Source organism: Pseudomonas sp. D3, from assembly GCF_029320995.1.
In the GTDB taxonomy this organism is placed as follows: domain Bacteria; phylum Pseudomonadota; class Gammaproteobacteria; order Pseudomonadales; family Pseudomonadaceae; genus Aquipseudomonas; species Aquipseudomonas paraveronii.
In genome coordinates this window covers 3,568,314-3,591,036 of record NZ_CP119772.1, presented here as the reverse complement: position 1 = coordinate 3,591,036, position 22,723 = coordinate 3,568,314, and the positions used below count along the sequence as shown (strand labels likewise).

Annotated in this window: 24 protein-coding genes; all 24 read left to right on the top strand. The window is 62.7% G+C overall.

The genetic code is table 11. The annotated features are described in order from the left end of the window. Positions 1-25 precede the first annotated feature (25 nt). The gene (locus tag P3S72_RS16290) at positions 26-1,306 is read left to right on the top strand and encodes an FAD-binding oxidoreductase (RefSeq protein WP_247405779.1); all 1,281 of its coding nucleotides are present in this window, start codon (positions 26-28) and stop codon (positions 1,304-1,306) included. 260 nt (positions 1,307-1,566) lie between these two features. Further along, positions 1,567-2,115 (top strand): cupin domain-containing protein, encoded by a 549-nt coding sequence (locus tag P3S72_RS16285; protein ID WP_010563061.1) that lies wholly within the window; start codon positions 1,567-1,569, stop codon positions 2,113-2,115. Between the two features lie 189 nt (positions 2,116-2,304). Continuing rightward, positions 2,305-3,771: a sigma-54 dependent transcriptional regulator gene (locus P3S72_RS16280; protein ID WP_276193108.1), complete on the top strand. Its 1,467-nt coding sequence runs from the start codon at positions 2,305-2,307 to the stop codon at positions 3,769-3,771. Further along, entirely contained in the window at positions 3,768-4,772 is a 1,005-nt protein-coding gene (locus P3S72_RS16275) for a HupU protein (RefSeq protein WP_276193107.1), read from the top strand. Before P3S72_RS16280 ends, P3S72_RS16275 begins: the two co-directional genes overlap by 4 nt. 8 nt (positions 4,773-4,780) lie before the next feature. Further along, entirely contained in the window at positions 4,781-6,238 is a 1,458-nt protein-coding gene (locus P3S72_RS16270; RefSeq protein ID WP_276193105.1) for a nickel-dependent hydrogenase large subunit, read from the top strand. Between the two features lie 12 nt (positions 6,239-6,250). Continuing rightward, positions 6,251-6,706, top strand: coding sequence for a nickel-responsive transcriptional regulator NikR (gene nikR / locus P3S72_RS16265; RefSeq protein WP_247404781.1), 456 nt, complete (start codon positions 6,251-6,253; stop codon positions 6,704-6,706). A gap of 5 nt (positions 6,707-6,711) precedes the next feature. Continuing rightward, positions 6,712-8,037, top strand: coding sequence for an ATP-binding protein (locus P3S72_RS16260; protein ID WP_276193104.1), 1,326 nt, complete (start codon positions 6,712-6,714; stop codon positions 8,035-8,037). A gap of 221 nt (positions 8,038-8,258) precedes the next feature. Then, on the top strand, positions 8,259-9,314 hold the full coding sequence (locus P3S72_RS16255; RefSeq protein WP_247404775.1) for a HoxN/HupN/NixA family nickel/cobalt transporter: 1,056 nt from the start codon (positions 8,259-8,261) through the stop codon (positions 9,312-9,314). A gap of 436 nt (positions 9,315-9,750) precedes the next feature. After that, complete coding sequence (locus P3S72_RS16250) at positions 9,751-10,851, top strand: hydrogenase small subunit (protein WP_247404772.1); 1,101 nt, start codon at positions 9,751-9,753, stop codon at positions 10,849-10,851. Positions 10,852-10,857: 6 nt separating this feature from the next. Continuing rightward, on the top strand, positions 10,858-12,714 hold the full coding sequence (locus P3S72_RS16245; RefSeq protein WP_247404769.1) for a nickel-dependent hydrogenase large subunit: 1,857 nt from the start codon (positions 10,858-10,860) through the stop codon (positions 12,712-12,714). A 61-nt stretch (positions 12,715-12,775) separates the two neighbouring features. After that, positions 12,776-13,459, top strand: a complete 684-nt coding sequence (cybH, locus tag P3S72_RS16240; RefSeq protein ID WP_276193103.1) for a Ni/Fe-hydrogenase, b-type cytochrome subunit — start codon at positions 12,776-12,778, stop codon at positions 13,457-13,459. Beyond that, a complete protein-coding gene (locus tag P3S72_RS16235; RefSeq protein WP_346429957.1) occupies positions 13,456-14,115 on the top strand; it encodes a HyaD/HybD family hydrogenase maturation endopeptidase in 660 nt (219 codons plus the stop codon). Before cybH ends, P3S72_RS16235 begins: the two co-directional genes overlap by 4 nt. Position 14,116: 1 nt before the next feature. Next, positions 14,117-14,491 (top strand): HypC/HybG/HupF family hydrogenase formation chaperone, encoded by a 375-nt coding sequence (locus P3S72_RS16230; protein WP_276193101.1) that lies wholly within the window; start codon positions 14,117-14,119, stop codon positions 14,489-14,491. After that, positions 14,488-14,970 carry a hydrogenase gene (locus tag P3S72_RS16225; protein WP_276193100.1) on the top strand — a complete coding sequence of 161 codons (483 nt, stop codon included), beginning with the start codon at positions 14,488-14,490 and terminating at the stop codon, positions 14,968-14,970. Before P3S72_RS16230 ends, P3S72_RS16225 begins: the two co-directional genes overlap by 4 nt. After that, a complete protein-coding gene (locus P3S72_RS16220; RefSeq protein ID WP_276193099.1) occupies positions 14,967-15,860 on the top strand; it encodes a hydrogenase expression/formation protein in 894 nt (297 codons plus the stop codon). The genes P3S72_RS16225 and P3S72_RS16220 overlap by 4 nt, the downstream gene beginning before the upstream one ends. A gap of 7 nt (positions 15,861-15,867) precedes the next feature. Continuing rightward, positions 15,868-16,098 carry a rubredoxin gene (locus P3S72_RS16215; protein ID WP_247408575.1) on the top strand — a complete coding sequence of 77 codons (231 nt, stop codon included), beginning with the start codon at positions 15,868-15,870 and terminating at the stop codon, positions 16,096-16,098. Further along, a complete protein-coding gene (hybE, locus tag P3S72_RS16210; RefSeq protein WP_276193098.1) occupies positions 16,085-16,588 on the top strand; it encodes a [NiFe]-hydrogenase assembly chaperone HybE in 504 nt (167 codons plus the stop codon). Before P3S72_RS16215 ends, hybE begins: the two co-directional genes overlap by 14 nt. Beyond that, positions 16,585-17,667 (top strand): HoxV, encoded by a 1,083-nt coding sequence (locus P3S72_RS16205; protein ID WP_276193097.1) that lies wholly within the window; start codon positions 16,585-16,587, stop codon positions 17,665-17,667. Before hybE ends, P3S72_RS16205 begins: the two co-directional genes overlap by 4 nt. Next, positions 17,660-18,007, top strand: coding sequence for a hydrogenase maturation nickel metallochaperone HypA (locus tag P3S72_RS16200; RefSeq protein WP_276193096.1), 348 nt, complete (start codon positions 17,660-17,662; stop codon positions 18,005-18,007). The genes P3S72_RS16205 and P3S72_RS16200 overlap by 8 nt, the downstream gene beginning before the upstream one ends. A gap of 161 nt (positions 18,008-18,168) precedes the next feature. Continuing rightward, positions 18,169-19,044, top strand: coding sequence for a hydrogenase nickel incorporation protein HypB (hypB, locus tag P3S72_RS16195; RefSeq protein ID WP_276197941.1), 876 nt, complete (start codon positions 18,169-18,171; stop codon positions 19,042-19,044). Next, on the top strand, positions 19,037-20,200 hold the full coding sequence (locus P3S72_RS16190) for a carbamoyltransferase HypF (RefSeq protein WP_276193095.1): 1,164 nt from the start codon (positions 19,037-19,039) through the stop codon (positions 20,198-20,200). Before hypB ends, P3S72_RS16190 begins: the two co-directional genes overlap by 8 nt. Next, positions 20,191-20,424, top strand: coding sequence for a HypC/HybG/HupF family hydrogenase formation chaperone (locus P3S72_RS16185; protein WP_276193094.1), 234 nt, complete (start codon positions 20,191-20,193; stop codon positions 20,422-20,424). The genes P3S72_RS16190 and P3S72_RS16185 overlap by 10 nt, the downstream gene beginning before the upstream one ends. Next, positions 20,421-21,557, top strand: a complete 1,137-nt coding sequence (gene hypD, locus P3S72_RS16180; RefSeq protein WP_276193093.1) for a hydrogenase formation protein HypD — start codon at positions 20,421-20,423, stop codon at positions 21,555-21,557. The genes P3S72_RS16185 and hypD overlap by 4 nt, the downstream gene beginning before the upstream one ends. After that, positions 21,554-22,621: a hydrogenase expression/formation protein HypE gene (hypE, locus tag P3S72_RS16175; protein WP_276193092.1), complete on the top strand. Its 1,068-nt coding sequence runs from the start codon at positions 21,554-21,556 to the stop codon at positions 22,619-22,621. The genes hypD and hypE overlap by 4 nt, the downstream gene beginning before the upstream one ends. Positions 22,622-22,723 lie beyond the last annotated feature (102 nt).

The following is a 22,723-nucleotide window of genomic DNA, read 5'->3' as shown; positions in this document are numbered from 1 at the left end:
GGCCAATCGCCAGGGAGTCCTAACCATGCAACCCCATGTAAACAGCTACTACGCCGCAACCCGCAACCACACCGGCGACTTCCCTGTGCTTGAAGAGTCGGTCGAGTGCGATGTCTGTGTCATTGGCGCCGGCTACACCGGCCTGTCGTCGGCGCTGTTCCTGGCTGAAGCCGGCTACAGCGTCACCGTGCTCGAAGCGGCCAAGGTCGGCTTTGGTGCCAGCGGGCGCAACGGCGGGCAACTGGTCAACTCCTACAGCCGTGACGTGGATGTTATCGAGCAGCGCTACGGCGAAAAGAGCGCCGAAATCCTCGGCAGCATGATGTTCGAAGGCGCCGAGATCATTCGCCAGCGCATCCAGCACTATGACATCCAATGCGACTACCGCCCGGGCGGGATCTTCGCCGCGCTGAACAAAAAGCAACTCAAAGGCCTGGTCGAACAGAAAAACAGTTGGGAGCGCTATGGCAACCGCAACCTGCAACTGCTCGACGCCAAGGACATCGCCAGCGAAGTGGGCTGTGAAAATTACATCGGCGGCCTGCTGGACAAGCAGGGTGGCCACGTCCATCCGCTGAACCTGGCCCTGGGCGAAGCCAGCGCCATTATTGGCCTGGGCGGCAAGATCTTCGAACAGTCGGCGGCCGTGGACATCACCTACGGCGAACCCAACGTGGTGCGCACGGCCAAGGGTGTGGTTCGCGCCAAGTACCTGCTGATCGCCGGCAACGCCTACCTGCAGCAAGATCTCGACCCAAGGGTGACCCGCAAAAGCATGCCCTGCGGCTCGCAGATCGTGGTCACTGAGCCGCTGTCGGAGAAAGTCGCGCGCAGCCTGATTACCCACAATTACTGCGTCGAAGACTGCAACTACCTGCTCGACTATTACCGCCTGACCGCTGACAACCGCCTGCTATACGGCGGTGGCGTGGTCTATGGCGCCCGCGAGCCGGACGACATCGAACAACTGATCCGACCGAAGATCCTCAAGACCTTCCCGCAGTTGAAAGACGTCAAGATCGACTACCGCTGGACCGGCAACTTCCTGCTGACCATGTCGCGTATGCCGCAATTTGGCCGTATCGAAAAGAACGCCTACTACATGCAGGGCTATAGCGGCCACGGTGTCACCTGTTCGCATTTGGCGGGCAAGCTGATCAGCGAAGTGATCCGCGGTGACGCCGAACGCTTCGACGCCTTCGCCTCCCTGCCACACATGCCGATGTTCGGCGGCCGCACCTTCCAGGCCCCGCTGACGGCCATGGGCGCTGCCTACTACGCCTTGCGTGACCGATTCGGTATTTGACCGGTCAGGTACATAAGCGCCGCGAGCCCCGGTCCATGCCGTCTTAGGCAGTGGCTGCGGGCTTGCTTTTTTTCTTGCGCTCGGGCGTATTCAGCGCGGCTACAGCTCTACCCACAAACGTGATTTAATAGCCGCCTTTCAGGTATCTGGGCCAGGCAGTCGGCGAACTTCGCAACATTGCCTGCCCACACCCGCCTCGGCTCCTGCAGAGCTATCGCAACCGATAAACGCCGCTTCAGTCACCCTTATATAAGGCAGCTATGGACACGGGCACCCGACTCAAACTCGTTCGCGAAAGCTACAAACTCTCCCAGCGCGAGCTGGCCCGGCGTAGCGGCGTGACCAACGCCACCATTTCCCTGATCGAACAGAATCGCGTCAGTCCCTCCGTCAGCTCCCTGAAAAAGCTGCTGGAAAGCATCCCCATGTCCCTGGCGGACTTCTTCACCTTTGACCAGCCACCACGCGAACACCAATACGTCTTCCGCGCCAACGAACAGCCTGACCTGGGCCGCGATGGCCTGCGCCTGCTGCTGGTTGGCGCACCGATCCCCAGTCGCCAGATGCGCTTTTTGCGCGAGCAATATGCCCCGGGCGCCAGCTCTGGCGAAGAGCCGATCGTGCATGTCGAAGGGGAGGAGTGCGGCCTTGTCACCCGTGGCACCGTCGAACTCACTGTCGATGGCCAGGTCAGCATATTGAACCCTGGGGATGGGTATTACTTCCCCACCACCTTGCCCCACAGGTTTCGCAATATCGGGCAGGATGAGGCGGAAATCATCAGCGCGAATACGCCGGCGAACTTCTAGGTCGGGGGGCGGCGTAAAGCGCCGGAACTGCTCGGGGGGGGGCAAGGCGCTGTTTACAAAAAAGCTCCCGTAGCGGCCCCCAAAATAGGAAAAGCCTCGTGGCTTTTTGGCACCGTGCTACCATCGACGCCATCACTCGTTGCAACATAATGTTGCAGTGAACACCAATACTCTGCCTTTCGCGGACTCATGACTCCCCCATTCGACTCGCAATCCGACTTGCCCATGATCCTGGTAGTGGACGATGAGCTACGTTCGCGCGAATCGTTGCGCCGGGTACTCGATCAGGAATTCCAGGTGCTGCTGGCCGAGTCAGCCGCGCAAGCACGTGAACTTCTTGAACAGCATGTGGTGGCGGTGATCCTCTGCGACCAGCGCATGCCCCATGTCAGTGGTATCGAATTTCTCAAGGAAGTGCGCGAGCGCTGGCCGGGGGTGGTGCGCATCGTGCTGTCGGGCTACACCGACTCGGAAGACATCATTGCGGGCGTCAATCAGGCCGGCATCTATCAGTACCTGCTCAAACCCTGGCTGCCTGAAAACCTGCTCAACACTGTGCGCAATGCGGTAGAGAGCCAATCGTTGCAAAACCATATGCAGCGACTGGACCTGGAACTGCGCGCCGGCACGCCAGCGCTGCGCCGCCGCAGCCGGGAAACGCTGGAGCGGGTGCGCGACACCTTCGATTTCTCGCGCATCGTGCGCAGCCCCGGGGGGCCGCTGGATGCCGTCTGTGAGTTGGCCGCACGGGTCGCCCGCTATGATTTGTCGGTGCTGCTGTTGGGCGAATCGGGCACGGGCAAAGAGTTGCTGGCCCGCGCCATCCATTACGCCAGCCCACGCGCGGGCAATGCCTTCGTCATGGAGAACTGCGCCGCGCTGCCCGACACCTTGCTGGAGTCCGAGCTGTTCGGGCACAAGCGCGGTGCCTTCACCGGCGCGCATCAGGATCACATCGGGCTGTTCCAGCGTGCCAATGGCGGCACCTTGCTGCTCGACGAAATCGGCGACACCTCGCCGGCCTTTCAGGTCAAGTTGTTGCGCGTCTTGCAAGAAGGCGAGCTACGCCCGGTCGGCGCCTCCAGCACGGTACGGGTCGATGTGCGGGTGATTGCGGCGACCCATCGCGATCTGGAACAGGATGTCGCCACTGGACGTTTTCGCAGCGACCTGTATTACCGGCTGTCCACGGTCAGCCTGGGTTTGCCGCCGTTGCGCGAGCGAACCGCCGACCTGATGCCCATCGCCAAAAAGCTGCTCGACGATGCCCGCCTGGAGCTGGACCTGCCAGACCTGCACTTTGCCGACGACGCCCTGGCAAGCCTGATTGGTTACCCCTGGCCCGGCAATATTCGCGAGTTGCGCAACGAAATCTACCGCGCTGCCGCGTTGTCGGAAGGCGCGCAAATCGCTGCGCATTCGTTTTCCTGGCGCGTCATGCAAGGCCAGGGCCAGGGGCGCAACACCAACGACATACGCCTCTCGCCACCCACGGGCACGTTGCAAGAACAACTGGACGCTATCGAAGCGACCATACTCAAGGAATCGCTGCTGCGACACCGCTGGAACAAAACCCATGCTGCCCGTGAACTGGGCTTGTCGCGCGTGGGCCTGCGCCAGAAATTGCGCCGTCTTGGCCTGGAGGAGGCCCGATGAATAGCCCATTCAGAGTGCTGTGGTTGCAATCGGGCGGTTGCGGCGGCTGCAACATGTCCTTGCTGTGCGCCGACACCCAGGACTTTTCCGCGATGTGGCGCAGTGCGGGGATCGAGTTGCTTTGGCATCCGTCGCTGTCCCTTGAAAGCGGTGATCAGGTGCTGGATATCCTCGATGACTGCCTGCAAGGTCGCACCCGCCTCGATGCCTTGTGCATAGAAGGCTCATTGCTGCGCGGTCCGAACGGCACCGGGCGCTTTCACATGCTGGCCGGGACCGATGCGCCGATGATCGACTGGGTGCGCAAGCTCGCGGCGGTGGCCCAATACACCTTGGGTATCGGCACCTGCGCTGCCTACGGCGGCATCACCGCTGCGGGCAGCAACCCGACCGACGCCTGCGGCCTGCAATTTGACGGTGAGCATCGCGGCGGCCTGCTGGGCGCCGATTATCGCTCGTTGCGCGGCTTGCCGGTGATCAACGTGGCCGGTTGCCCAACGCACCCTGGCTGGGTGACCGACACCTTGATGGCGCTGGCCGCCGGGTTGTTCGAGGCGGCCGATCTGGACATCCTCGGGCGTCCGCGTTTCTACGCCGACCAACTGGTGCATCAGGGCTGCACGCGCAACGAGTTCTACGAATACAAAGCCAGTGCGGAAAAACCCTCGGACCTGGGCTGCATGATGGAAAACCTCGGCTGCAAAGGCACCCAGGCTCACGGCGACTGCAATACCCGCCTGTGGAATGGCGAAGGCTCTTGCACCCGTGGTGGATTTGCCTGCATCAACTGCACCGCCCCGGGCTTCGAAGAGCCTGGCCACGCTTTTCAGCGCACGCCGAAACTGGCGGGCATTCCCATCGGGCTGCCTATCGACATGCCCAAGGCATGGTTTGTCGCCCTGTCGGCGCTGTCCAAATCAGCCACCCCCAAGCGCGTCAAGCAGAATGCGACTTCCGATCACCCGCTGATCGCGCCGTCGGTACGCACCCCACGCCGTTAGGAGTTTGCATGTCACGTTTGGTGGTCGGCCCGTTCAATCGGGTTGAAGGCGATCTGGAAGTACAACTGGAAGTGGAAGAGGGCCGTGTGCGGTCGGCGCGGGTCAACGCCACCATGTACCGTGGCTTCGAGCAAATCCTGCTGCAACACGCGCCGCTCGATGCCCTGACCTACGCGCCACGCATCTGCGGCATCTGCTCGGTGTCGCAATCGATCGCCGCCGCCCGCGCTTTGGCCGGGCTGGCCGGCGTACAGCCGCCGGACAACGGTCTGCTGGCACTCAACCTGATGGCCGCCACCGAAAACCTTGCCGATCACCTAAGCCATTTCTACCTGTTTTTCATGCCGGATTTCGTGCGCCCGGTGTACGCCGACCGACCTTGGTATCCAGAGGCGGTGGGGCGCTTTACCCCGCTGCAGGGCAGCCAGCAGCGCCTGGCGATTTCCGCGCGCAAACGCTGGCTGGATTTGATTGGCACACTCGGCGGCAAGTGGCCGCACACCGGCTCGATCCAACCGGGTGGTTCGACGCGCGCCATTGATGCTGCCGAGCGCCTGCGCCTGCTGACCCGCGTTCGCGAGTTTCGGCAGTTTCTTGAAGCCGAGCTGTTCGCCGCGCCGCTGGAGCGCATCAACGCGTTCACCAGCGAGGACCAACTCTGGGCCTGGCATGCCGAAGCGCCGGGGCAGGGCGATTTTCGGCAGTTTCTGCACATCGCCCTGGATACCGGGCTTGAGCATCTAGGGCCGGGGCCGGGGCTGTATCTGTCCTACGGGGCGTATCCGCGAGCCGATGGCTCGAGCGTGTTCCCGCGCGGCCTGTGGGATGGCGTCACCCAGTGTGCGCAACCGCTGGATCTGGACGCCATCCGTGAAGACAGTGCGCATGCCTGGCTCGACGACGCTGGCGGCCCGCGCCACCCGGCCGATGGGCAAACCCAGCCGTTGCTGGAAAAAACCGACGCGTATACCTGGAACAAAGCCCCCCGCCTGGCCGGCGCGGTGCTCGAAACCGGCGCCATTGCGCGTCAGTTGATTGCCGGCCAACCGCTGCTGCGCGATGCCGTGGCGCGCTGTTCGGCAACCGTTTATACCCGCCTGCTCGCGCGTTTGTTGGAACTGGCGCAGGTGGTGCCGCTGATGGAAAGCTGGCTGATCGCTCTGCGCCCCGGCGAGCCGTATTACCGCGCCGCCGCACTGCCCGACAAAGGCCGCGCGGTCGGCCTGACCGAAGCGGCCCGTGGGGCGCTGGGGCATTGGCTGGAGGTGGAGCACGGGAAAATCTCGCGCTACCAGATCATCGCCCCGACCACCTGGAACTTCTCGCCACGCGATGCCCAGGGCCAACCCGGTGCATTGGAACAAGCCTTGCAGGGTGCTCCAGTGTTACCCGGCGAAAAAAGCCCGGTAGCGGTGCAACATATTGTTCGCTCTTTTGACCCGTGCATGGTTTGCACGGTGCATTGAAAAGGAAATCCCATGGAACGCCTGACCATTTCCCTGGACCGTGGCCTCGCTGAGGAGCTGGACGCGCTGATTCGCGACCAGGGTTACCACAACCGTTCCGAGGCTATGCGCGACATTTTGCGCCGGCATATCGAGCAGGCGCGTCTGGAGCAGGGCCAGGCGCCGCATTGCGTGGCCAACCTGAGCTTCGTTTACGATCACCATTCACGCACCCTTACCGAACGGGTGATGGACCTGCAACACGCGCATCATCACCTGACCATTGCCAGCCAGCATGTGCATCTGGATCACGACAACTGCCTGGAAAGCCTGATGCTCAAAGGCTCGTCCGATGAAGTGCGCGATTTCGCCCATCGTGTGTGCGCCGAGCGCGGCGTGCGTCATGGCTCGCTGAACCTGATCCCGGTGGAGCCGGATGCGACCCACGAGCAGGCCCACAGTCACCTGCATCTGCACCCTAAAAGCTGACGACCATGGCCCGTAAACCGCCACCCGGCAGCCTCGACGAAGACGCCTGGATCGAAGTCATCGCCAGGATGGACGAGGTCTATTCCAAGCTGGTGCAAGACGAAATCGCCCTGGAAGAGAAGAACGTCGAACTGGAGCAGTCGCAACAGTTCATTGCCGGGCTGCTGTCGTCGATGTCCGACGTGTTGCTGGCCTGCGACCCCGAAGGGCGCATTGAAGAGAGCAACAGCGCGCTGCGCACGCTGGTTGGCCTCGATGAGCAGTCATTGTCCGGTAGCCCGGCCTATGCATTGTTGGCCGACCCGCACAGTGAAACCCAATTGCGCCAGACCCTCGCCAGCTTGCGCCATCCCAACGCCAGCGCCTCGCTGGAGGTCAACTTCAGGGATGCAAGCGGCGCGCCGGTGCCCGTGGACGTCAGTTGCACCGTGCGCAGCGCTGGCAACGGGCGCTTTATCGGGCATGTGCTGGTGGGGCGACCGCTGGGCGAACTCAAGCACGCGTATCGCCAACTGCACGAGGCCCACGAAGCGCTCAAGCGCACCCAACAACAACTGTTGCACGCGGAAAAAATGGCCTCGCTGGGGCGCCTGGTGGCCGGTGTCGCCCACGAACTGAACAACCCGATCAGCTTTGTGCTGGCCAACGCGCATGTACTCGACAGCTATGGCAAGCGCCTGCAGCAGTATTTACAAGCGGTCCACGACGGCGAGTCGCAAACCGGCCTTCAAGCCTTGCGCCGACAACTGCGCATCGATCCTCTGCTGAGCGATTTGCCGTCGTTGATCGAGGGCAGCATGGAAGGCGCGCAACGCACTGCCGATATCGTCAGTGCCCTGAAGCGCTTCTCGGCCGTGGACCGTGAAGCACTGGGCGAGGTCGACCTCAATGACGTCATTGAGCGCGCCATCCACTGGGTTTGTCGCGGCGTCGCGCCTGATCTGCAGGTGCATTGGCAGGCCGTTGACACGCCAGCGGTGCGCGGTAACGCCGGGCAACTGCTGCAAGTGCTGATGAACCTGATGCAGAACGCCTACGATGCTGCGCAAGCGGCCAACCAGGCCTTGCCGACAGTCTGGATCGATGTGACCCAGGCGCCGGGGTGGGTAACGCTGCGTTTGCGCGACAATGGGGCGGGCATCGCAGAAAAACACCTGAGCCAGGTGTTCGATCCGTTCTTCAGCACCAAGCCCGTGGGCAAGGGCACGGGCCTGGGGCTATCGATCAGCTACGGCATCATTGAGCGCTGCGGCGGTCGGATGGTGGCCGCCAATCACCCCGAGGGTGGTGCGCAGTTCACCGTGACACTGCCCGAAGCCGGGCCCGCCTGAGCCGATAAGCCGACACACAGGCTGGAAGCTCACTGTCCACTTATCTGTTCGGGTGGACAGTCATTGTCCAGTCGCATGTGCTGCGAGCGTCAGGCGGTCGATCAGCTACGCGCTTGTCTCTTCAAAAACCGCCTACGCAGCACCCGGCATGCAAACTGGCACAAGGCTTGTATGAAGTTTTTTAGTTTCTTCATACTTGAACCCATCGTTCTGGAGTTCGCATGCCCTTGCATCCTGTTTCACCGGCTCTTGCGCCTATGACGTTCAAGCGTCGCGTCCTGGCGATTTTCGCCGGCCTGATCGCTGCCAACCTGCTGGCCTGGGCCTGGGCTTTCACGGCCTTCCATGACTACCCGTTGCTGCTGGGCACCGCTTTTCTGGCCTACAGCTTCGGCCTGCGCCATGCCGTGGATGCCGATCACATCGCCGCCATCGACAACGCCACCCGCAAGCTGATCCAGGAAGGCCGACAAACCGCGAGTGTCGGCCTGTTCTTCTCGCTCGGGCACAGCACCGTGGTGATCCTTGCCTCGCTCGGTATCGCCCTGACGGCCACGGCGTTCAAAAGCGAAATCGAAGCCTTTCACGGTATCGGCGGGCTGATTGGCACTTCGGTGTCTGCCGCGTTCCTGTTGCTGGTGGCGCTGATCAACCTGCTCATCCTGCGCTCGGTGTACCAGGCGTTTAACCGAGTACGCCGCGGCGAGCGAATCGGCGAACAAGAAATGAGCGCGATACTCACCGGCGGCGGCCCGATTGCTCGGCTATTGCGCCCGCTGTTCCGGCTGATCAGCCGTCCCTGGCACCTCTATCCGCTGGGCCTGCTGTTCGGCCTGGGTTTTGATACGGCCACTGAAATCGGCCTGCTGGGGATTGCGGCGGTGCAAGCCTCGCAGAGCCTGCCGATCTGGTCGATTCTGGTGTTCCCGGCGCTCTTCACGGCGGGCATGGCGCTGGTCGATACCGCCGACAGCGTGATGATGACCGGCGCTTACCACTGGGCACTGGTCAACCCGGCACGCAAGCTCTATTACAACCTGACTATCACCTCCATGTCGGTGTTGGTGGCCTTGCTGGTGGGCGGGGTGGAGGTGCTCGGGCTGGTCGCTGCGCGTTGGGATCTGCACGGTGGCGTGTGGGACTTCATCACCGCGCTGACCGACAACTTCGGCATGATCGGCTACCTGATCGTCGGGATATTCATCCTGACCTGGACCGTTTCCGTGTTGTTCTACCGCTTCAAAGGCTACGACCGCCTGGACGTGACGCCCGCCTGAGCCTTCTCTTCCTTTCAATGGCTGGCGAGGTTCTCTCGCCAGTCACTTTCCCCGCCGGATACATAGTTTCCAGGCTGCATAAATAGTGGAAACAAACATTCCATTTCAGCTTTGTTACAGCGTGTATCGGTGCACTCGGTAAACAATAAAAAATTCTTTAAAAACATATGGATAAGTTAATTGGTAAGCAATTTATCCACGCCGCGGCGAAATGGCACAGGTCTTGTACTTACCAGATAACTGAACGTCATGGGTTATCCGCATGTTTCCAGCCGCCGTCGCAATCATGACCCAGGCTGCAGCCTCAACACCCCATAGAACTGATGGCCTTTGTAGCCGACGGCATGGCGCCTGATTCACCTGGTCAGGCACAGATTTCCAACACACCGAGTGCAGCCCCCGTTGAAGAACATTCGCGGGGAGGAGAAATAAAGTAATGGAAACGTTTTACGAGGTGATGCGCAGACAAGGCATCTCGCGCCGCAGCTTTCTCAAATTTTGTTCCTTGACCGCAACCTCGCTGGGCCTGGGCCCGGCATTCATGCCCAAAATCGCTTGGGCCATGGAGAACAAGCCGCGCACCCCCGTCCTCTGGCTGCATGGCCTGGAATGCACCTGCTGCTCGGAGTCATTCATCCGCTCCGCGCACCCGCTGGCCAAGGACGTGGTGCTGTCGATGATCTCCCTGGATTACGACGACACCTTGATGGCCGCCGCCGGGCATCAGGCCGAGGCGATCCTTGACGAGGTCATGACCAAGTACAAGGGCAACTACATCCTGGCCGTCGAAGGCAACCCGCCACTGAACCAGGACGGCATGAGTTGCATCATTGGTGGCAAGCCCTTCGTCGAGCAGTTGAAGCGTGTTGCACGCGATGCCAAGGCGATCATCTCCTGGGGTTCCTGCGCCAGTTGGGGCTGCGTACAGGCCGCCAAGCCCAACCCGACCCAGGCCGTACCGATTCATAAGGTCATCACCGACAAGCCGATCATCAAAGTGCCGGGCTGCCCGCCCATCGCCGAAGTCATGACCGGCGTGATCACCTACATGCTGACCTTCGACCGCATTCCTGAGCTGGACCGACAGGGCCGGCCGAAAATGTTCTACAGCCAGCGCATTCACGACAAGTGCTACCGCCGTCCGAACTTCGATGCCGGTCAGTTCGTCGAGTCCTGGGACGACGACGCCGCACGCAAGGGCTATTGCCTTTACAAAGTCGGCTGCAAAGGCCCGACCACCTACAACGCCTGCTCGACCGTGCGTTGGAACGGCGGCACCAGCTTTCCGATCCAGTCTGGCCATGGCTGCATCGGTTGCTCGGAGGAGGGGTTCTGGGACAAGGGCTCGTTCTATCAGCACCTGAGCGGTATCAACCAGTTTGGTGTTGAAGCGAACGCCGATGAAATCGGCCTGGCTGCCGGCGTGACCGTAGGCGCAGCGATCACTGCCCACGCCGCCGTCACCGCCCTCAAACGCGCCAGTAACGGCAAGGCGCCCACTACCTCGCCCGACGCCCCAGCGACAAAACAGGAATAAGCACCAATGAGCACCTATTCGACTCAGGGTTTCGACCTCAACAACACAGGCCGACGTATCGTTGTCGACCCTGTGACCCGTATCGAAGGCCACATGCGCGTCGAGGTTAACCTCGATGCCAACAACATTATCCGCAACGCCGTTTCCACCGGCACCATGTGGCGCGGCCTCGAAGTCATCCTCAAGGGCCGCGACCCGCGTGACGCCTGGGCATTCGTGGAGCGAATCTGCGGTGTCTGCACCGGTTGCCACGCGCTGGCCTCGGTGCGCTCGGTAGAGGACGCGCTGGGCATCCGCATCCCGCCGAACGCGCACTTGATTCGCGAGATGATGGCCAAGACGCTGCAAGTCCATGACCACGCCGTGCATTTCTATCACTTGCATGCACTGGACTGGGTGGACGTGGTGTCTGCGCTCAAGGCTGACCCTAAGCGCACCTCGGAACTGCAGCAGACTGTTTCGCCGGCTCACCCTTTGTCGTCGCCGGGTTATTTCCGCGACGTACAAAACCGCCTGAAGAAGTTCGTCGAAAGCGGGCAGCTCGGGCCGTTCATGAATGGCTATTGGGGCAACCCGGCGTACCAACTGCCGCCAGAAGCCAACCTGATGGCCGTGACCCATTACCTTGAAGCCCTCGACTTGCAGAAAGAGTGGGTAAAAATCCACACCATCTTCGGTGGCAAGAACCCGCACCCTAATTACCTGGTCGGCGGCGTGCCGTGCGCGATCAATATCGATGGCGATCTGGCCGCCGGTGCGCCGTTGAATATGGAGCGCCTGAACTTCGTGCGTGCGCGCATCGATGAAGCGCTGACCTTTTGCCGCAACGTGTATGTGCCGGACGTGCTGGCCATCGGCACCATCTACAAGCAAAAAGGCTGGCTGCACGGTGGCGGTTTGTCGGCGACCAACGTGATGGACTACGGCACCTACGCCAAGGTCAATTACGACGACAGCACCAACCAATTGCCGGGCGGCGCAATCCTCAATGGCAACTGGGACGAAATCCTCCCCGTGGACCCTCGCGACCCCGAGCAAGTGCAGGAGTTCGTGACCCACTCCTGGTACAACTACCCGGACAACGACAAGGGCCTGCATCCGTGGGACGGCATCACCGAGCCGAACTACGAGCTGGGCGCGAAGACCAAGGGCACCCGTACCAACATCGAAGAAGTCGACGAAAGCGCCAAGTATTCGTGGGTCAAATCCCCGCGCTGGCGCGGCCATGCCATGGAAGTCGGGCCTTTGGCGCGTTACATCCTGGGCTATGCCCACGCCCTTAAAGGCAACCCGCATTGCCAACGGGTCAAGGAGCAACTGGAAGGTTCGCTGCGAGCCGTCAACCACGACTTGCCAAAAGCCTTGGGCCTGGCGGAAACCAACCTGAGTGCCAAGCAACTGTTGCCAAGCACGATTGGCCGAACCCTGACCCGCGCCCTGGAAGCCGAGTACTGCGCAGAAATGATGGTCGACGACTGGAACGAGTTGATGACCAACATCCGCAACGGCGACCGCGCCACCGCCAACGTTGAAAAGTGGGACCCGTCCACCTGGCCGGCTGAAGCCAAAGGGGTCGGCATCGTTGCCGCGCCACGCGGCGCATTGGGCCACTGGATTCGGATCAAGGACGGCAAGATCGAGAACTACCAGTGCGTCGTGCCGAGCACCTGGAATGGCAGCCCGCGTGACGCCAAAGGCCAGATCGGGGCTTTCGAAGCCGCGCTGATGAACACGCCGGTGGCGATCCCCGATCAGCCTGTGGAAATCCTGCGAACGTTGCACTCCTTCGACCCGTGCATGGCCTGCGCCACCCACGTGATGAGCGAGGACGGCGCGGAGCTGAGCACAGTCAAGGTCAGTTGATCGCTTGTTCAACGCTGCAATTGGCAGGCGCTACGGCGCCTGCCCATCCAAAGGTGACGCTATGACCCAACCTACTCAAAGCCCCGTCGACCAGTCGGAATACGTGTACGAGGCGCCCGTGCGCCTGTGGCACTGGATCAATGCCGCCTGCATTGTGGTGCTGGCCATCACCGGCTACTTGATTGGCTCGCCGCTGGCCACCCAGCCGGGCGAAGCCAGCGAGCATTTCGTGATGGGCTACATCCGCTTTGCGCATTTCAGCGCGGCCTACATTTTCACCCTCGCCATGATCGGGCGCGCCTATTGGGCGCTGGTGGGCAATCATCATGCCCGCGAACTGTTCTCGGTGCCGCTGACCAGCAAGGCGTACTGGGCCGACATGAGCGCCTGGATGCGCTACTACCTGTTTATCGGGCCTACTCCAACACCGATGTTCGGCCACAACCCGCTGTCGCGTTTCGCGATGTTTTTCATCTTCTTGCTGACCTCACTGTTCATGATCCTGACCGGCTTTGCGCTGTATGGCGAAGGCGCGCAAATGGGCTCGTGGCAGGAACGCACCTTCGGTTGGGTGCTGCCGCTGCTGGGGCAATCCAACAATGTGCATGTCCTGCATCACTTGGGCATGTGGGTGATTGTGCTATTCGTCATGTCCCACATCTATGCCGCCGTGCGCGAAGAAATCAACGGGCGCCTGAGCTTGGTCGGGTCAATGATTTCCGGCTACAAGACTTTTAAAAAATGACCACATTGGTAGAAACCGCCATGAGTCCTCTCCAACCGACACTGCCGCAGATCACTGTGCTGGGCATCGGCAATCTTTTGTGGGCCGACGAAGGCTTCGGCGTGCGTTGCGTCGAAGCCTTGCAACAGCGTTATGAGTTCGCCGACAACGTGGCGCTGATCGATGGCGGCACGCAAGGCCTGTACTTGATCCAACATGTTCAGCAAGCCGATTACCTGCTGATTTTCGACGCCGTGGACTACAACCTCACGCCTGGCGAACTGAAGTTCATCGCCGACGACGATGTCCCCAAATTCCTCGGCATCAAAAAGCTCAGCCTGCACCAGACCGGCTTTCAGGAAGTGCTGATGCTCGCGCAATTGACCGGCCACTACCCAACACGGGTGTTGCTGATCGGTTGCCAGCCGGAAAACATGATGGACTACGGCGGCAGCCTGCGCGCCAGCGTCAGGGCCGCCATGGAAGGCGCGCTGGATGAGGCGCTGCGCGTGCTCGACAGTTGGGGCGCGGCGCCGCAAAAACGCGCTACGCCGCTCGCGGGCGAAGAGGCCGTGACACTGCCGCACCTTGAGCTGCAACGCTACGAAAACGAACGTCCGTCCGAACAGCAAGCCTGCCGGATCGGCGACGAACGCATCCTCGCCAGGCGCGCCTGATATGTGCATCGGACTGCCCATGCAAGTGATCGAGGCCGAGTTGGGCTTTGCCCGCTGCCGCGACCGCAACGGCGAAGAACGACGCATCGACCTCTCACTGGTCGGCCCGTGTGCGGTCGGCGACTGGCTGTTGATCTTTCTCGACGCCGCACGTGAACGCCTCGACGCCCAACGCGCCGCCGAAATCGACTCAACCCTGCGCCTGCTCGAAGAGGCCTTGTTCGGCACGGCCCCGCAGCCAGACAGCGCACCGGGTTTCAGCTTGCCCTCGGCAATGAGCGCCGGGCAACTGGCCGCCTTGCTCGGCCACGCATCGCCAACCCTTGAGCCTGCTGCGCTCACCCCACCTCAACAGTCAGTCAAGGACCCCACATGAGCGACTCCGCTGTTTTCATGGCGCCCATTCCCGCGACGCCCGCCATCCCGGCCTTGATCAGCCGGTTGGTGGAGCAGTTCGACGCGGCCTGGATCGACGCCGATAACCTCGACGCCTGGCTTGCCGAAGGCGGCGACTGCCTGTTGCTGCTGTGCGGTGACCCGGTACGCCATCCCGAATGCCTGGACGTGGCCGTGGTGTTGCCGGAACTGCGCATGGAAATTGCGCGCCGCCACCACGTGACCCTGCGCCTGGGCGTGGTCAGTCGCGCGGATGAAGACGCCGTCGCCGCGCGCTTTGCCGTGCGCCGCTGGCCGTCGCTGGTTTGGCTGCGCGATGCCGGTTACGTCACCACCTTCAGCGGCATGCTCGACTGGGACGAATACCTGCGCCTGGCGGACAGTGCCGTGAGCCAAAGCAATGCGCGCATCCCATTGCTGGCCGGTGCCCCGGTCAGCGCCTCCGGAGGTTGCCAATGAACCACGATGCCAATAACCGCGATGCGCAAAGCCACGCCGTGGAGTTCGATCCGCTGAACTACATCCCCGTGGTAGATATCGGCCCCGGCTCGCAACCTGACGATGAGGACGTGCTCGAATACATCAGCATGCCTCAGGGCATGTATACCCATAGCATTCCGGTGCTGCCCGAACCTGAAGAGCTTGCGGCGCTGCCCGGCGCTCGGCAAGCCTTGCAACAGCTGCTGCAATGCCTGCGCGACTGCAATAACGGCCTGACCACGCAAAGCGTCGACCTCAGTGGCCTGGAAATCGGCGACCGCAAGCTGCTCGACCAATTGCTGGGCGAAGGTGAAGTCAGCGCGATCATTGCCGCGCAGCCGTCGTTGCGCATCCAGGAATCGATCTTCGCCGGCGTTTGGCGCATCTACGGCCAGGGCTACGATCACGTCGAGGTGGGCGCGGCGCCCACACAACTGCGCGGCAATGCTCGCGCTGCGGCCCGGCCAGCGGATTTCGACTTGTCGTCCCCGTTGCCGCTCGGCGTCATGAACGCCCCGGCGATCCTGACCGAAGTCCAAGACCGCAGCCAACACTGGCAACCCGGCGATCAGGTGCATGTCATCAACCTGACCTTACTGCCGTTGTCCGAACAAGACATCGCGTTCCTCGACACCTATCTGCCCGCCGGCCCCGTGCGCGCATTGGCCCGTGGCTATGGCAATTGCCTGATCAGCGCGACCCGGGTCCAGAACTGCTGGCGCATCACGTACTTCAACTCACAGGATGCGCAAATCCTCGACACCATCGAAATCACCGACCTGCCGGAAGTGATCTGCGCCGCCCCCGAAGACCTGGCCGACTCGCTGGAGCGCTTCGAAGACGTTATCCAGTGGTTCGAAGGGCAGTGAGGTCAAGATGAACGAAAAAACCAGCTTCGAAGGCAGCTACGGCGGCGACAACGCCCGTATCAGCGACGCCACCCGCCTGGAATGCAAAATCTGCTGGTGGGTGTATGACCCGCGCGAAGGCGACCCGGTCTGGCAGATTGAGCCCGGCACGCCGTTCTCCGCATTGCCGGACCATTGGCGTTGCCCGAATTGCGATGGCGATGCTGAGCAGTTCATGGTGATCGATGAACCTGTCTGAGTGGCAAGACTGCCCGGCGCAACAGGCACGAACCCTGTGCGCGCACTTCCAGGGCATCGCCGATACACGCATGCGTGGGTTGCCGTTTCTCAATCAGCAACTGGTGGTCGAGGCGTTAGGTTTTAGCGCGCAAATCGCTGGGGAAAACGCGGCAACCGGGGTGCTCGGCATTCTGATCACCCCTTGGTTCATGAACCTGATCTGGGTGCCGGAGAACACCGATACAATCCTGGCCCAGGGTGCGTCAGGGGAGCATCAATTTGGTGGCCAGTGCCTGAGCTTTATTGGCGCAGACGGTGAAGACATTGGTGGCTACGAGAGCTGTTCGCTGTTTTCACCGATGTTTGAATTCGCCGATCAGGACGCGGCCCGGCAAACCGCCGAACAGGTGCTGGCGTTGTTGCGGGACGCGCCCGAACGCCCACCCGAACGCCCGGCCATCAGCCGCCGTGGCTTGTTGTTCGGACGCGGGTCCGGGGGCGCGCAATGACCGCCACGGCAACCCTGGCGCGGCTCAGCGGCTCATTGCGGGTGCGTCCCGGTCAGCAGCCCGCCATTGTCGGCAGCCGCCCGGCGTTGGCCGCCACGTTGTTGCGCGGCCAGCCGCCACAGACCGCCGCGCACCACTTGCCGTTGCTCTATAGCCTGTGCGGGCAAGCGCACCGTTTGACCGCAGAGTTAGCCGTCAACACCGCACTGCACGGCGAAACACCCATCGACCCAAACGCCCAGCGCATGCTGGAGGCCGAAACCCGCCGCGAGCATCTGCGGCGTATGCTGCTCGAATGGCCGCAGTTGTTGGGTAACCCGCCGGTGCGCCCCGATCTCAGCCAACTGCATGCCTGGGAGCACGCCCCGCAACAGGCGATGCAGGCCTGGCTGGGCGAATCGGCGGCGCAATGGCTGGAGCAATGGGACGCCGAGCCGTTCAGCGCGCTCAATGACTGGAGCCAACGCAGCGCGCATTGGCTGGCGCACGCCCTGGCCGAGTGCCGCGACGAGGCCCATGCCCTGCAACTGCCAGTGCATGCCCTGACACTGGCCGGCAACACCCAAGCGCTGCACGCGGTGGCCGAACAACTGCGGCAGGCCAGCGATTTCGCGTTGCATCCGGTGGCCTTAGGGCTACCCTGTGAGACGGGCAGTTGGACCCGCAAGCGCGAGGCGGAGCCACAACGCTACGCCAGCGTCTGGTTGCGGCTAGGTGCGCGTCTCGCCGAACTGGCGCGGCTCTCGCTGCCACAGTCCAGTGGCTTGGCACTCGGCGCATTGGCGCTGGGGCCCAACGAGGCGTTGGCCTGGAGCGAAACCTCGCGTGGTCTGCTGCTGCACCGGGTCTGTCTGGAGCGAATGAATGCCGGTGTGTTGATCAGCGACTATCAGGTCGTCGCGCCGACCGAATGGAACCTTCATCCCCAAGGCACGCTGGCCCAGGGCTTGGCGAAGCTGTCCGCCAGCGATCCGCGCACCCGACGTCGCGCTGAACTGTTGATGGCGGCCTTCGACCCCTGCATCGGCTTCACCCTCGAGCTTGAAGCCGCACCGAGCGAGGAGATTATTCATGCATGAAGTGAGTCTGGCGGGCGGCATTCTCAGCGCCGTCGAGGCGGCGGCCAGGCGCGATCCGTTCGTGCGGGTCAGCCGCTTGCGCCTGGAAGCCGGCAAGCTGGCTGGCGTTGAAATCGAGGCGCTGCGTTTTGCCCTTGAAGCACTGGCGCCAGGCACCTTATTGGCCGGTGCCTACATCGATATTGAACAACCCCCGGGCCAGGCCTGGTGCCTGGATTGCGCCATTAGCGTGCCGCTGACCGAGCGTGGCGCCGGCTGCCCGCAGTGCGGCGGTTTCTGGCTGCAACCTACCGGCGGTACTGAACTGCGCATCCTCGACCTGCAGGTCGAGGATCATTAATCGTTTGATTTTGGAGGTACACCATGTGCGTCGTCTGCGGTTGCGGAACCGGGCATTCACACGACAAGACCGAAGCGCCAGCCACCGATAGCGATGTGCGCGTCGACGCTACCGGCGACCTGCATTACGGCGCGGGTGAGGCGCGGGTTTCAGTGCCCGGCATGAGCCAGGCCCGCACCATCCGCCTGGAGCAAGACATACTCGGCGAAAACGACCGGCACGCCGCGCGCAACCGGGAAAACTTCACCGCCCACGGCGTACTGGCCCTCAACTTGGTGTCCAGCCCCGGTTCCGGCAAGACCACGCTGCTGTGCAGCACCCTCATGGCCCTGCGCCAGCGCCGCGCCGACTTGCCGCTGGCGGTGATCGAGGGCGATCAGCAAACCCGTCATGACGCCGAGCGCATCCGCGAAACCGGCGTGCCCGCGATCCAGATCAACACCGGCAAAGGCTGCCACCTCGACGCCCGGATGATCACCGAAGCCTACAGCCGCCTGCCGCTGCATGACGCGCTGCATGCAGCCGGTCACGCGCATCAGTCGCCTGTGCATAGCCACGTTGATCAGCAGCCTCACGCCCACGTTCATACTCAACAGCATCAACACAGCCACCGCGCCCATGACGCCAGCGAGCCGGCCGGCATGCTGTTCATCGAGAACGTCGGCAATCTGGTCTGCCCCGCGTTATGGGATTTGGGCGAGGCGGGCAAAGTGGCGATCCTGTCGGTGACCGAGGGCGAAGACAAGCCCCTCAAGTACCCGGACATGTTCGCCGCCGCGCGCCTGATGATCCTCAACAAGATCGACCTGTTGCCGCACCTGGATTTCGACGTGCAGCGCTGCCTGGACTACGCACGACAGGTCAACCCGCAGATCCAGATCATCCAGCTCAGCGCCCGCGACGGTACCGGGCTGGATGCCTGGCTCGACTGGTTGCTGGCCGGTGCCCCCGAGGTTGACCGACGCGCCGCGCGCATCGCCGAGCTGGAAGCTGAACTGGCCCGCCTCAAAGGTCAGACGGAGGCCCCGCATGCGTAGCGAAAAACTGCCCGGCGCGCAGGTCTGGCCGCCGGTGCTGGCCTGTGGCGCGTGGCTGAAGAACACCGCCTGCCTGGTGCAGGGCGATCAGGTGCTGTGGTCGCCGCTGCACGGTGACTTGGGCGACCCGCAAAGCTGCCTGGACCTGACGGCGTCGCTGGACGCTCTGTTGGCGTGCGCTGAAATCACGCCGCAGGCCATCGCCCACGACCTGCACCCGGATTTCTATAGCTCGCAACTGGCGGTGACGCTGGCCGAAAAACTCAACGTGCCCGCCGTAGCCGTGCAGCATCACCACGCGCACATTGCCGCGTTGATGGCCGAACATGGCCTCGACGGCCCGGTACTCGGGCTGGCGCTGGATGGCGTCGGCCTTGGCAGCGATGGCGCGGCCTGGGGCGGCGAGTTGCTCTGGGTGGCCAGCGATGCCTGGCGCCGGCTCGGCTATCTATTGCCACTGCCGCTGCCCGGTGGCGATGTGGCCGCCCGCGAACCCTGGCGCTTGGCCGCTGCGGCGTTGCACCTGCTGGGGCGCGAGGATGAAATCCTCAGCCGTCTCGGGCCGCTGGTCGGCCAACAAAGCGCCAACACGGTCGCGCAGATGCTCGCGCGCACTCTCAACTGCCCGCCGAGTAGCGGTGCCGGACGCTGGTTCGATGCCGCGGCCGGGATTCTCGGCATCAGCGTGCGTCAACAATTCGAAGCCGAAGCGGCCATTGCCCTGGAGCGTCTGGCCGCTGAATACCTGGCAGCCCACGCCGAGCCCGCCATCGACGGCCTGTGGCAGATCCGCGCTGACGGCGTGCTCGATCTGCTACCGCTGCTGACCCGTCTGTTCGAGCTCGCCGACGGCGCACGCAGCGCGGAGGGCGCGGCGCTGTTTCACCTGACGCTGGCCGCCGCGCTCGCCGACTGGATCGAGCGCCAATCCACCACGCTGCCGGTGCTGCTCGGGGGCGGTTGCTTTGCCAATCGCCTGCTCAGTGCCCGGCTCACGCAACGATTGACCGCCAAGGGCTTAGCGGTTTTCAGCGCGCAGGCCGTGTCTTGCGGCGATGCTGGGCTGGCCCTGGGTCAAGCCTGGGTTGCCGCGCACTGGCGCGACCCGCAGCGCCAACCCGCCTTGCCATTGGAGGAGTCTCAAGCATGTGCCTAGCCATTCCCGCACGCGTCATCGAGTTACGCGACGGCGGTAACGCCCTCGTCGACTTGGGGGGTATCCGCAAGGAAATCTCCCTCGCGCTGGTGCCGCAAGCCAAGCTCGACGACTACGTGATCGTCCACGTCGGGTACGCCCTTGGTTTGATCGACCCGCAAGAAGCCCTGCGGACCCTGGAAATGTTCGAAGAGCTGGACCGCCTGCAACCGGAAGCCCTATGAAGTACATCGATGAATACCGCGACGGCGAACTGGCGCAACGCATTGCCGAGCGTATCCGCAACGAAGTCCAGCCTGAACGCCAATACCGCTTCATGGAGTTCTGTGGCGGCCACACCCATGCGATATCGCGTTACGGCGTGAGCGATTTGCTGCCCGCCAATGTGCGCATGATCCATGGCCCCGGCTGCCCGGTGTGCGTCTTGCCGATTGGGCGTATCGACCTGGCGGTGAAGCTGGCGCTGGAGGACGGAGCGATCCTCTGCAGCTACGGCGATACCCTGCGCGTGCCGGCGTCCGGTGGCCTCTCGCTGCTGCGCGCCAAGGCACAAGGCGCGGATATCCGCATGATCTACTCGCCCAGCGATGCGCTGAAAATCGCCGAGGCCAACCCCGAGCGTGAAGTGGTGTTCCTGGCCATTGGTTTCGAAACCACCACGCCGCCGACCGCGCTGGTGATCCGCGACGCCGCCGCTCGCGGCCTGAAAAACTTCAGCGTCTTGTGCTGCCATGTACTGACCCCGGCGGCCATCGAGCATATTCTTGCCGCTCCCGGGCAAGATGCGGCGGCGGTAGAACTGGACGGCTTTGTCGGCCCGGCGCATGTGAGCATCATCATTGGCTCCGAACCCTACGCCGAGTTCGCCCGCCAATACCGCAAGCCGGTGGTGATTGCCGGTTTCGAGCCGCTGGATGTCATACAGGCGATTTTGATGCTGGTGCGTCAGGTCAACGAAGGGCGTGCCGAGGTCGAAAACGAATTCGTCCGCGCCGTGGGCCGCAATGGCAACAGCGCCGCCCTGACATTGATGGACGAAATCTTCGAACTGCGTGAGAGCTTTGAATGGCGCGGGCTTGGCGAGGTGCCGTTCAGCGCCTTGCGCATTCGCGCGGAATTCGCCGCCTTCGATGCAGAAAAACGCTTCGACCTGCATTACCGCGCCGTGGCCGATAACAAAGCCTGCGAATGCGGGCCGATCCTGCGCGGCCAGAAAAAGCCCACGGACTGCCGCCTGTTCGGCAGCGTATGCACCCCGGAAAACCCCATGGGTTCGTGCATGGTCTCCAACGAAGGCGCCTGCGCCGCTCACTATGCCTACGGGCGCTATAAAGACATCGAGGTTGTTGCAGTATGACCGGCCGCTCTCCCGTAAAACGCGGTTATGTACGCCCCCTCAATTTTCGCGACGGCGTGGTCGATATGGGCCACGGTGCTGGCGGTCGTGCGTCGGCGCAACTGATTGAAGAGCTGTTCGTTGCTGCGTTCGACAACCCGTGGTTGCGCCAGGGCAACGATGGCGCCGCCTTCAGCGTCGAACTCCAACCCGGCGAACGCATGGTCATGGCCACCGACGCGCACGTGGTGTCGCCGCTGTTTTTTCCCGGTGGCGACATTGGCAGTTTGTCCGTGCATGGCACCCTCAACGACGTCGCCATGGGCGGCGCACGGCCGCTTTATCTCTCAGCCAGCTTCATCATCGAGGAAGGCTTTGCCCTGGCCGACCTCAAGCGCATCGTCGAATCGATGGGCCGCGCCTCCCGTGATGCCGGGGTGCCGATCATCACCGGCGACACCAAAGTCGTGGAACGCGGCAGTGGCGACGGCGTGTTCATCAGCACCACCGGCATTGGCATTATCCCCAATGGGGTAGACACCGGCGGGCATCGCGCACGTCCCGGCGATGCGATCCTGGTGTCCGGCAGCATCGGCGAACACGGCGTGGCGATCATGTCCAAGCGAGAGGGGCTTGAGTTCGAAACCGAAATCCTCTCAGACAGTGCGGCACTGCATGGCTTAGTGGCGCAGATGCTCGCGGTCGCTCCCGACCTGCGCGTACTGCGCGACCCGACCCGAGGCGGTTTGGCGACCACGCTGAACGAAATTGCCGGTCAATCCGGCGTCGGCATGCTGTTGGACGAAGCGGCGATTATTGTTCAGCCACAGGTCGAAGCCGCTTGCGAACTGTTGGGCCTGGACCCGCTGTACATCGCCAACGAGGGCAAGCTCATCGCAATCTGCGCCGAAGAAGACGCCCAGCCGCTGCTCGACTGCATGCGCCGTAACCCTTTGGGCGAACATGCGGTACGTATCGGCACGGTGCTTGAAGACGCGCACGGTTTTGTGCAGATGCAGACCCGATTCGGCGGGCGTAGGGTGGTGGACTGGTTGTCGGGTGAACAATTGCCGAGAATTTGCTGAGCCCTTGAGACCTTGAGTCAGCAACGAACGGCGGCAACTGGAGGATGCCGCCATGCGGTGCAAGGCAGAACCTTGGGTTGATCTCGAGGACGATACCTGCGA

Bases quoted from the DNA above. Each gene is read 5' to 3' on its own strand.
- P3S72_RS16290 (WP_247405779.1), top strand. From the start codon at position 26: ATGCAACCCCATGTAAACAGCTACTACGCCGCAACCCGCAACCACACC.
- P3S72_RS16285 (WP_010563061.1), top strand. From the start codon at position 1,567: ATGGACACGGGCACCCGACTCAAACTCGTTCGCGAAAGCTACAAACTC.
- P3S72_RS16280 (WP_276193108.1), top strand. From the start codon at position 2,305: ATGACTCCCCCATTCGACTCGCAATCCGACTTGCCCATGATCCTGGTA.
- P3S72_RS16275 (WP_276193107.1), top strand. From the start codon at position 3,768: ATGAATAGCCCATTCAGAGTGCTGTGGTTGCAATCGGGCGGTTGCGGC.
- P3S72_RS16270 (WP_276193105.1), top strand. From the start codon at position 4,781: ATGTCACGTTTGGTGGTCGGCCCGTTCAATCGGGTTGAAGGCGATCTG.
- nikR (WP_247404781.1), top strand. From the start codon at position 6,251: ATGGAACGCCTGACCATTTCCCTGGACCGTGGCCTCGCTGAGGAGCTG.
- P3S72_RS16260 (WP_276193104.1), top strand. From the start codon at position 6,712: ATGGCCCGTAAACCGCCACCCGGCAGCCTCGACGAAGACGCCTGGATC.
- P3S72_RS16255 (WP_247404775.1), top strand. From the start codon at position 8,259: ATGCCCTTGCATCCTGTTTCACCGGCTCTTGCGCCTATGACGTTCAAG.
- P3S72_RS16250 (WP_247404772.1), top strand. From the start codon at position 9,751: ATGGAAACGTTTTACGAGGTGATGCGCAGACAAGGCATCTCGCGCCGC.
- P3S72_RS16245 (WP_247404769.1), top strand. From the start codon at position 10,858: ATGAGCACCTATTCGACTCAGGGTTTCGACCTCAACAACACAGGCCGA.
- cybH (WP_276193103.1), top strand. From the start codon at position 12,776: ATGACCCAACCTACTCAAAGCCCCGTCGACCAGTCGGAATACGTGTAC.
- P3S72_RS16235 (WP_346429957.1), top strand. From the start codon at position 13,456: ATGACCACATTGGTAGAAACCGCCATGAGTCCTCTCCAACCGACACTG.
- P3S72_RS16230 (WP_276193101.1), top strand. From the start codon at position 14,117: ATGTGCATCGGACTGCCCATGCAAGTGATCGAGGCCGAGTTGGGCTTT.
- P3S72_RS16225 (WP_276193100.1), top strand. From the start codon at position 14,488: ATGAGCGACTCCGCTGTTTTCATGGCGCCCATTCCCGCGACGCCCGCC.
- P3S72_RS16220 (WP_276193099.1), top strand. From the start codon at position 14,967: ATGAACCACGATGCCAATAACCGCGATGCGCAAAGCCACGCCGTGGAG.
- P3S72_RS16215 (WP_247408575.1), top strand. From the start codon at position 15,868: ATGAACGAAAAAACCAGCTTCGAAGGCAGCTACGGCGGCGACAACGCC.
- hybE (WP_276193098.1), top strand. From the start codon at position 16,085: ATGAACCTGTCTGAGTGGCAAGACTGCCCGGCGCAACAGGCACGAACC.
- P3S72_RS16205 (WP_276193097.1), top strand. From the start codon at position 16,585: ATGACCGCCACGGCAACCCTGGCGCGGCTCAGCGGCTCATTGCGGGTG.
- P3S72_RS16200 (WP_276193096.1), top strand. From the start codon at position 17,660: ATGCATGAAGTGAGTCTGGCGGGCGGCATTCTCAGCGCCGTCGAGGCG.
- hypB (WP_276197941.1), top strand. From the start codon at position 18,169: ATGAGCCAGGCCCGCACCATCCGCCTGGAGCAAGACATACTCGGCGAA.
- P3S72_RS16190 (WP_276193095.1), top strand. From the start codon at position 19,037: ATGCGTAGCGAAAAACTGCCCGGCGCGCAGGTCTGGCCGCCGGTGCTG.
- P3S72_RS16185 (WP_276193094.1), top strand. From the start codon at position 20,191: ATGTGCCTAGCCATTCCCGCACGCGTCATCGAGTTACGCGACGGCGGT.
- hypD (WP_276193093.1), top strand. From the start codon at position 20,421: ATGAAGTACATCGATGAATACCGCGACGGCGAACTGGCGCAACGCATT.
- hypE (WP_276193092.1), top strand. From the start codon at position 21,554: ATGACCGGCCGCTCTCCCGTAAAACGCGGTTATGTACGCCCCCTCAAT.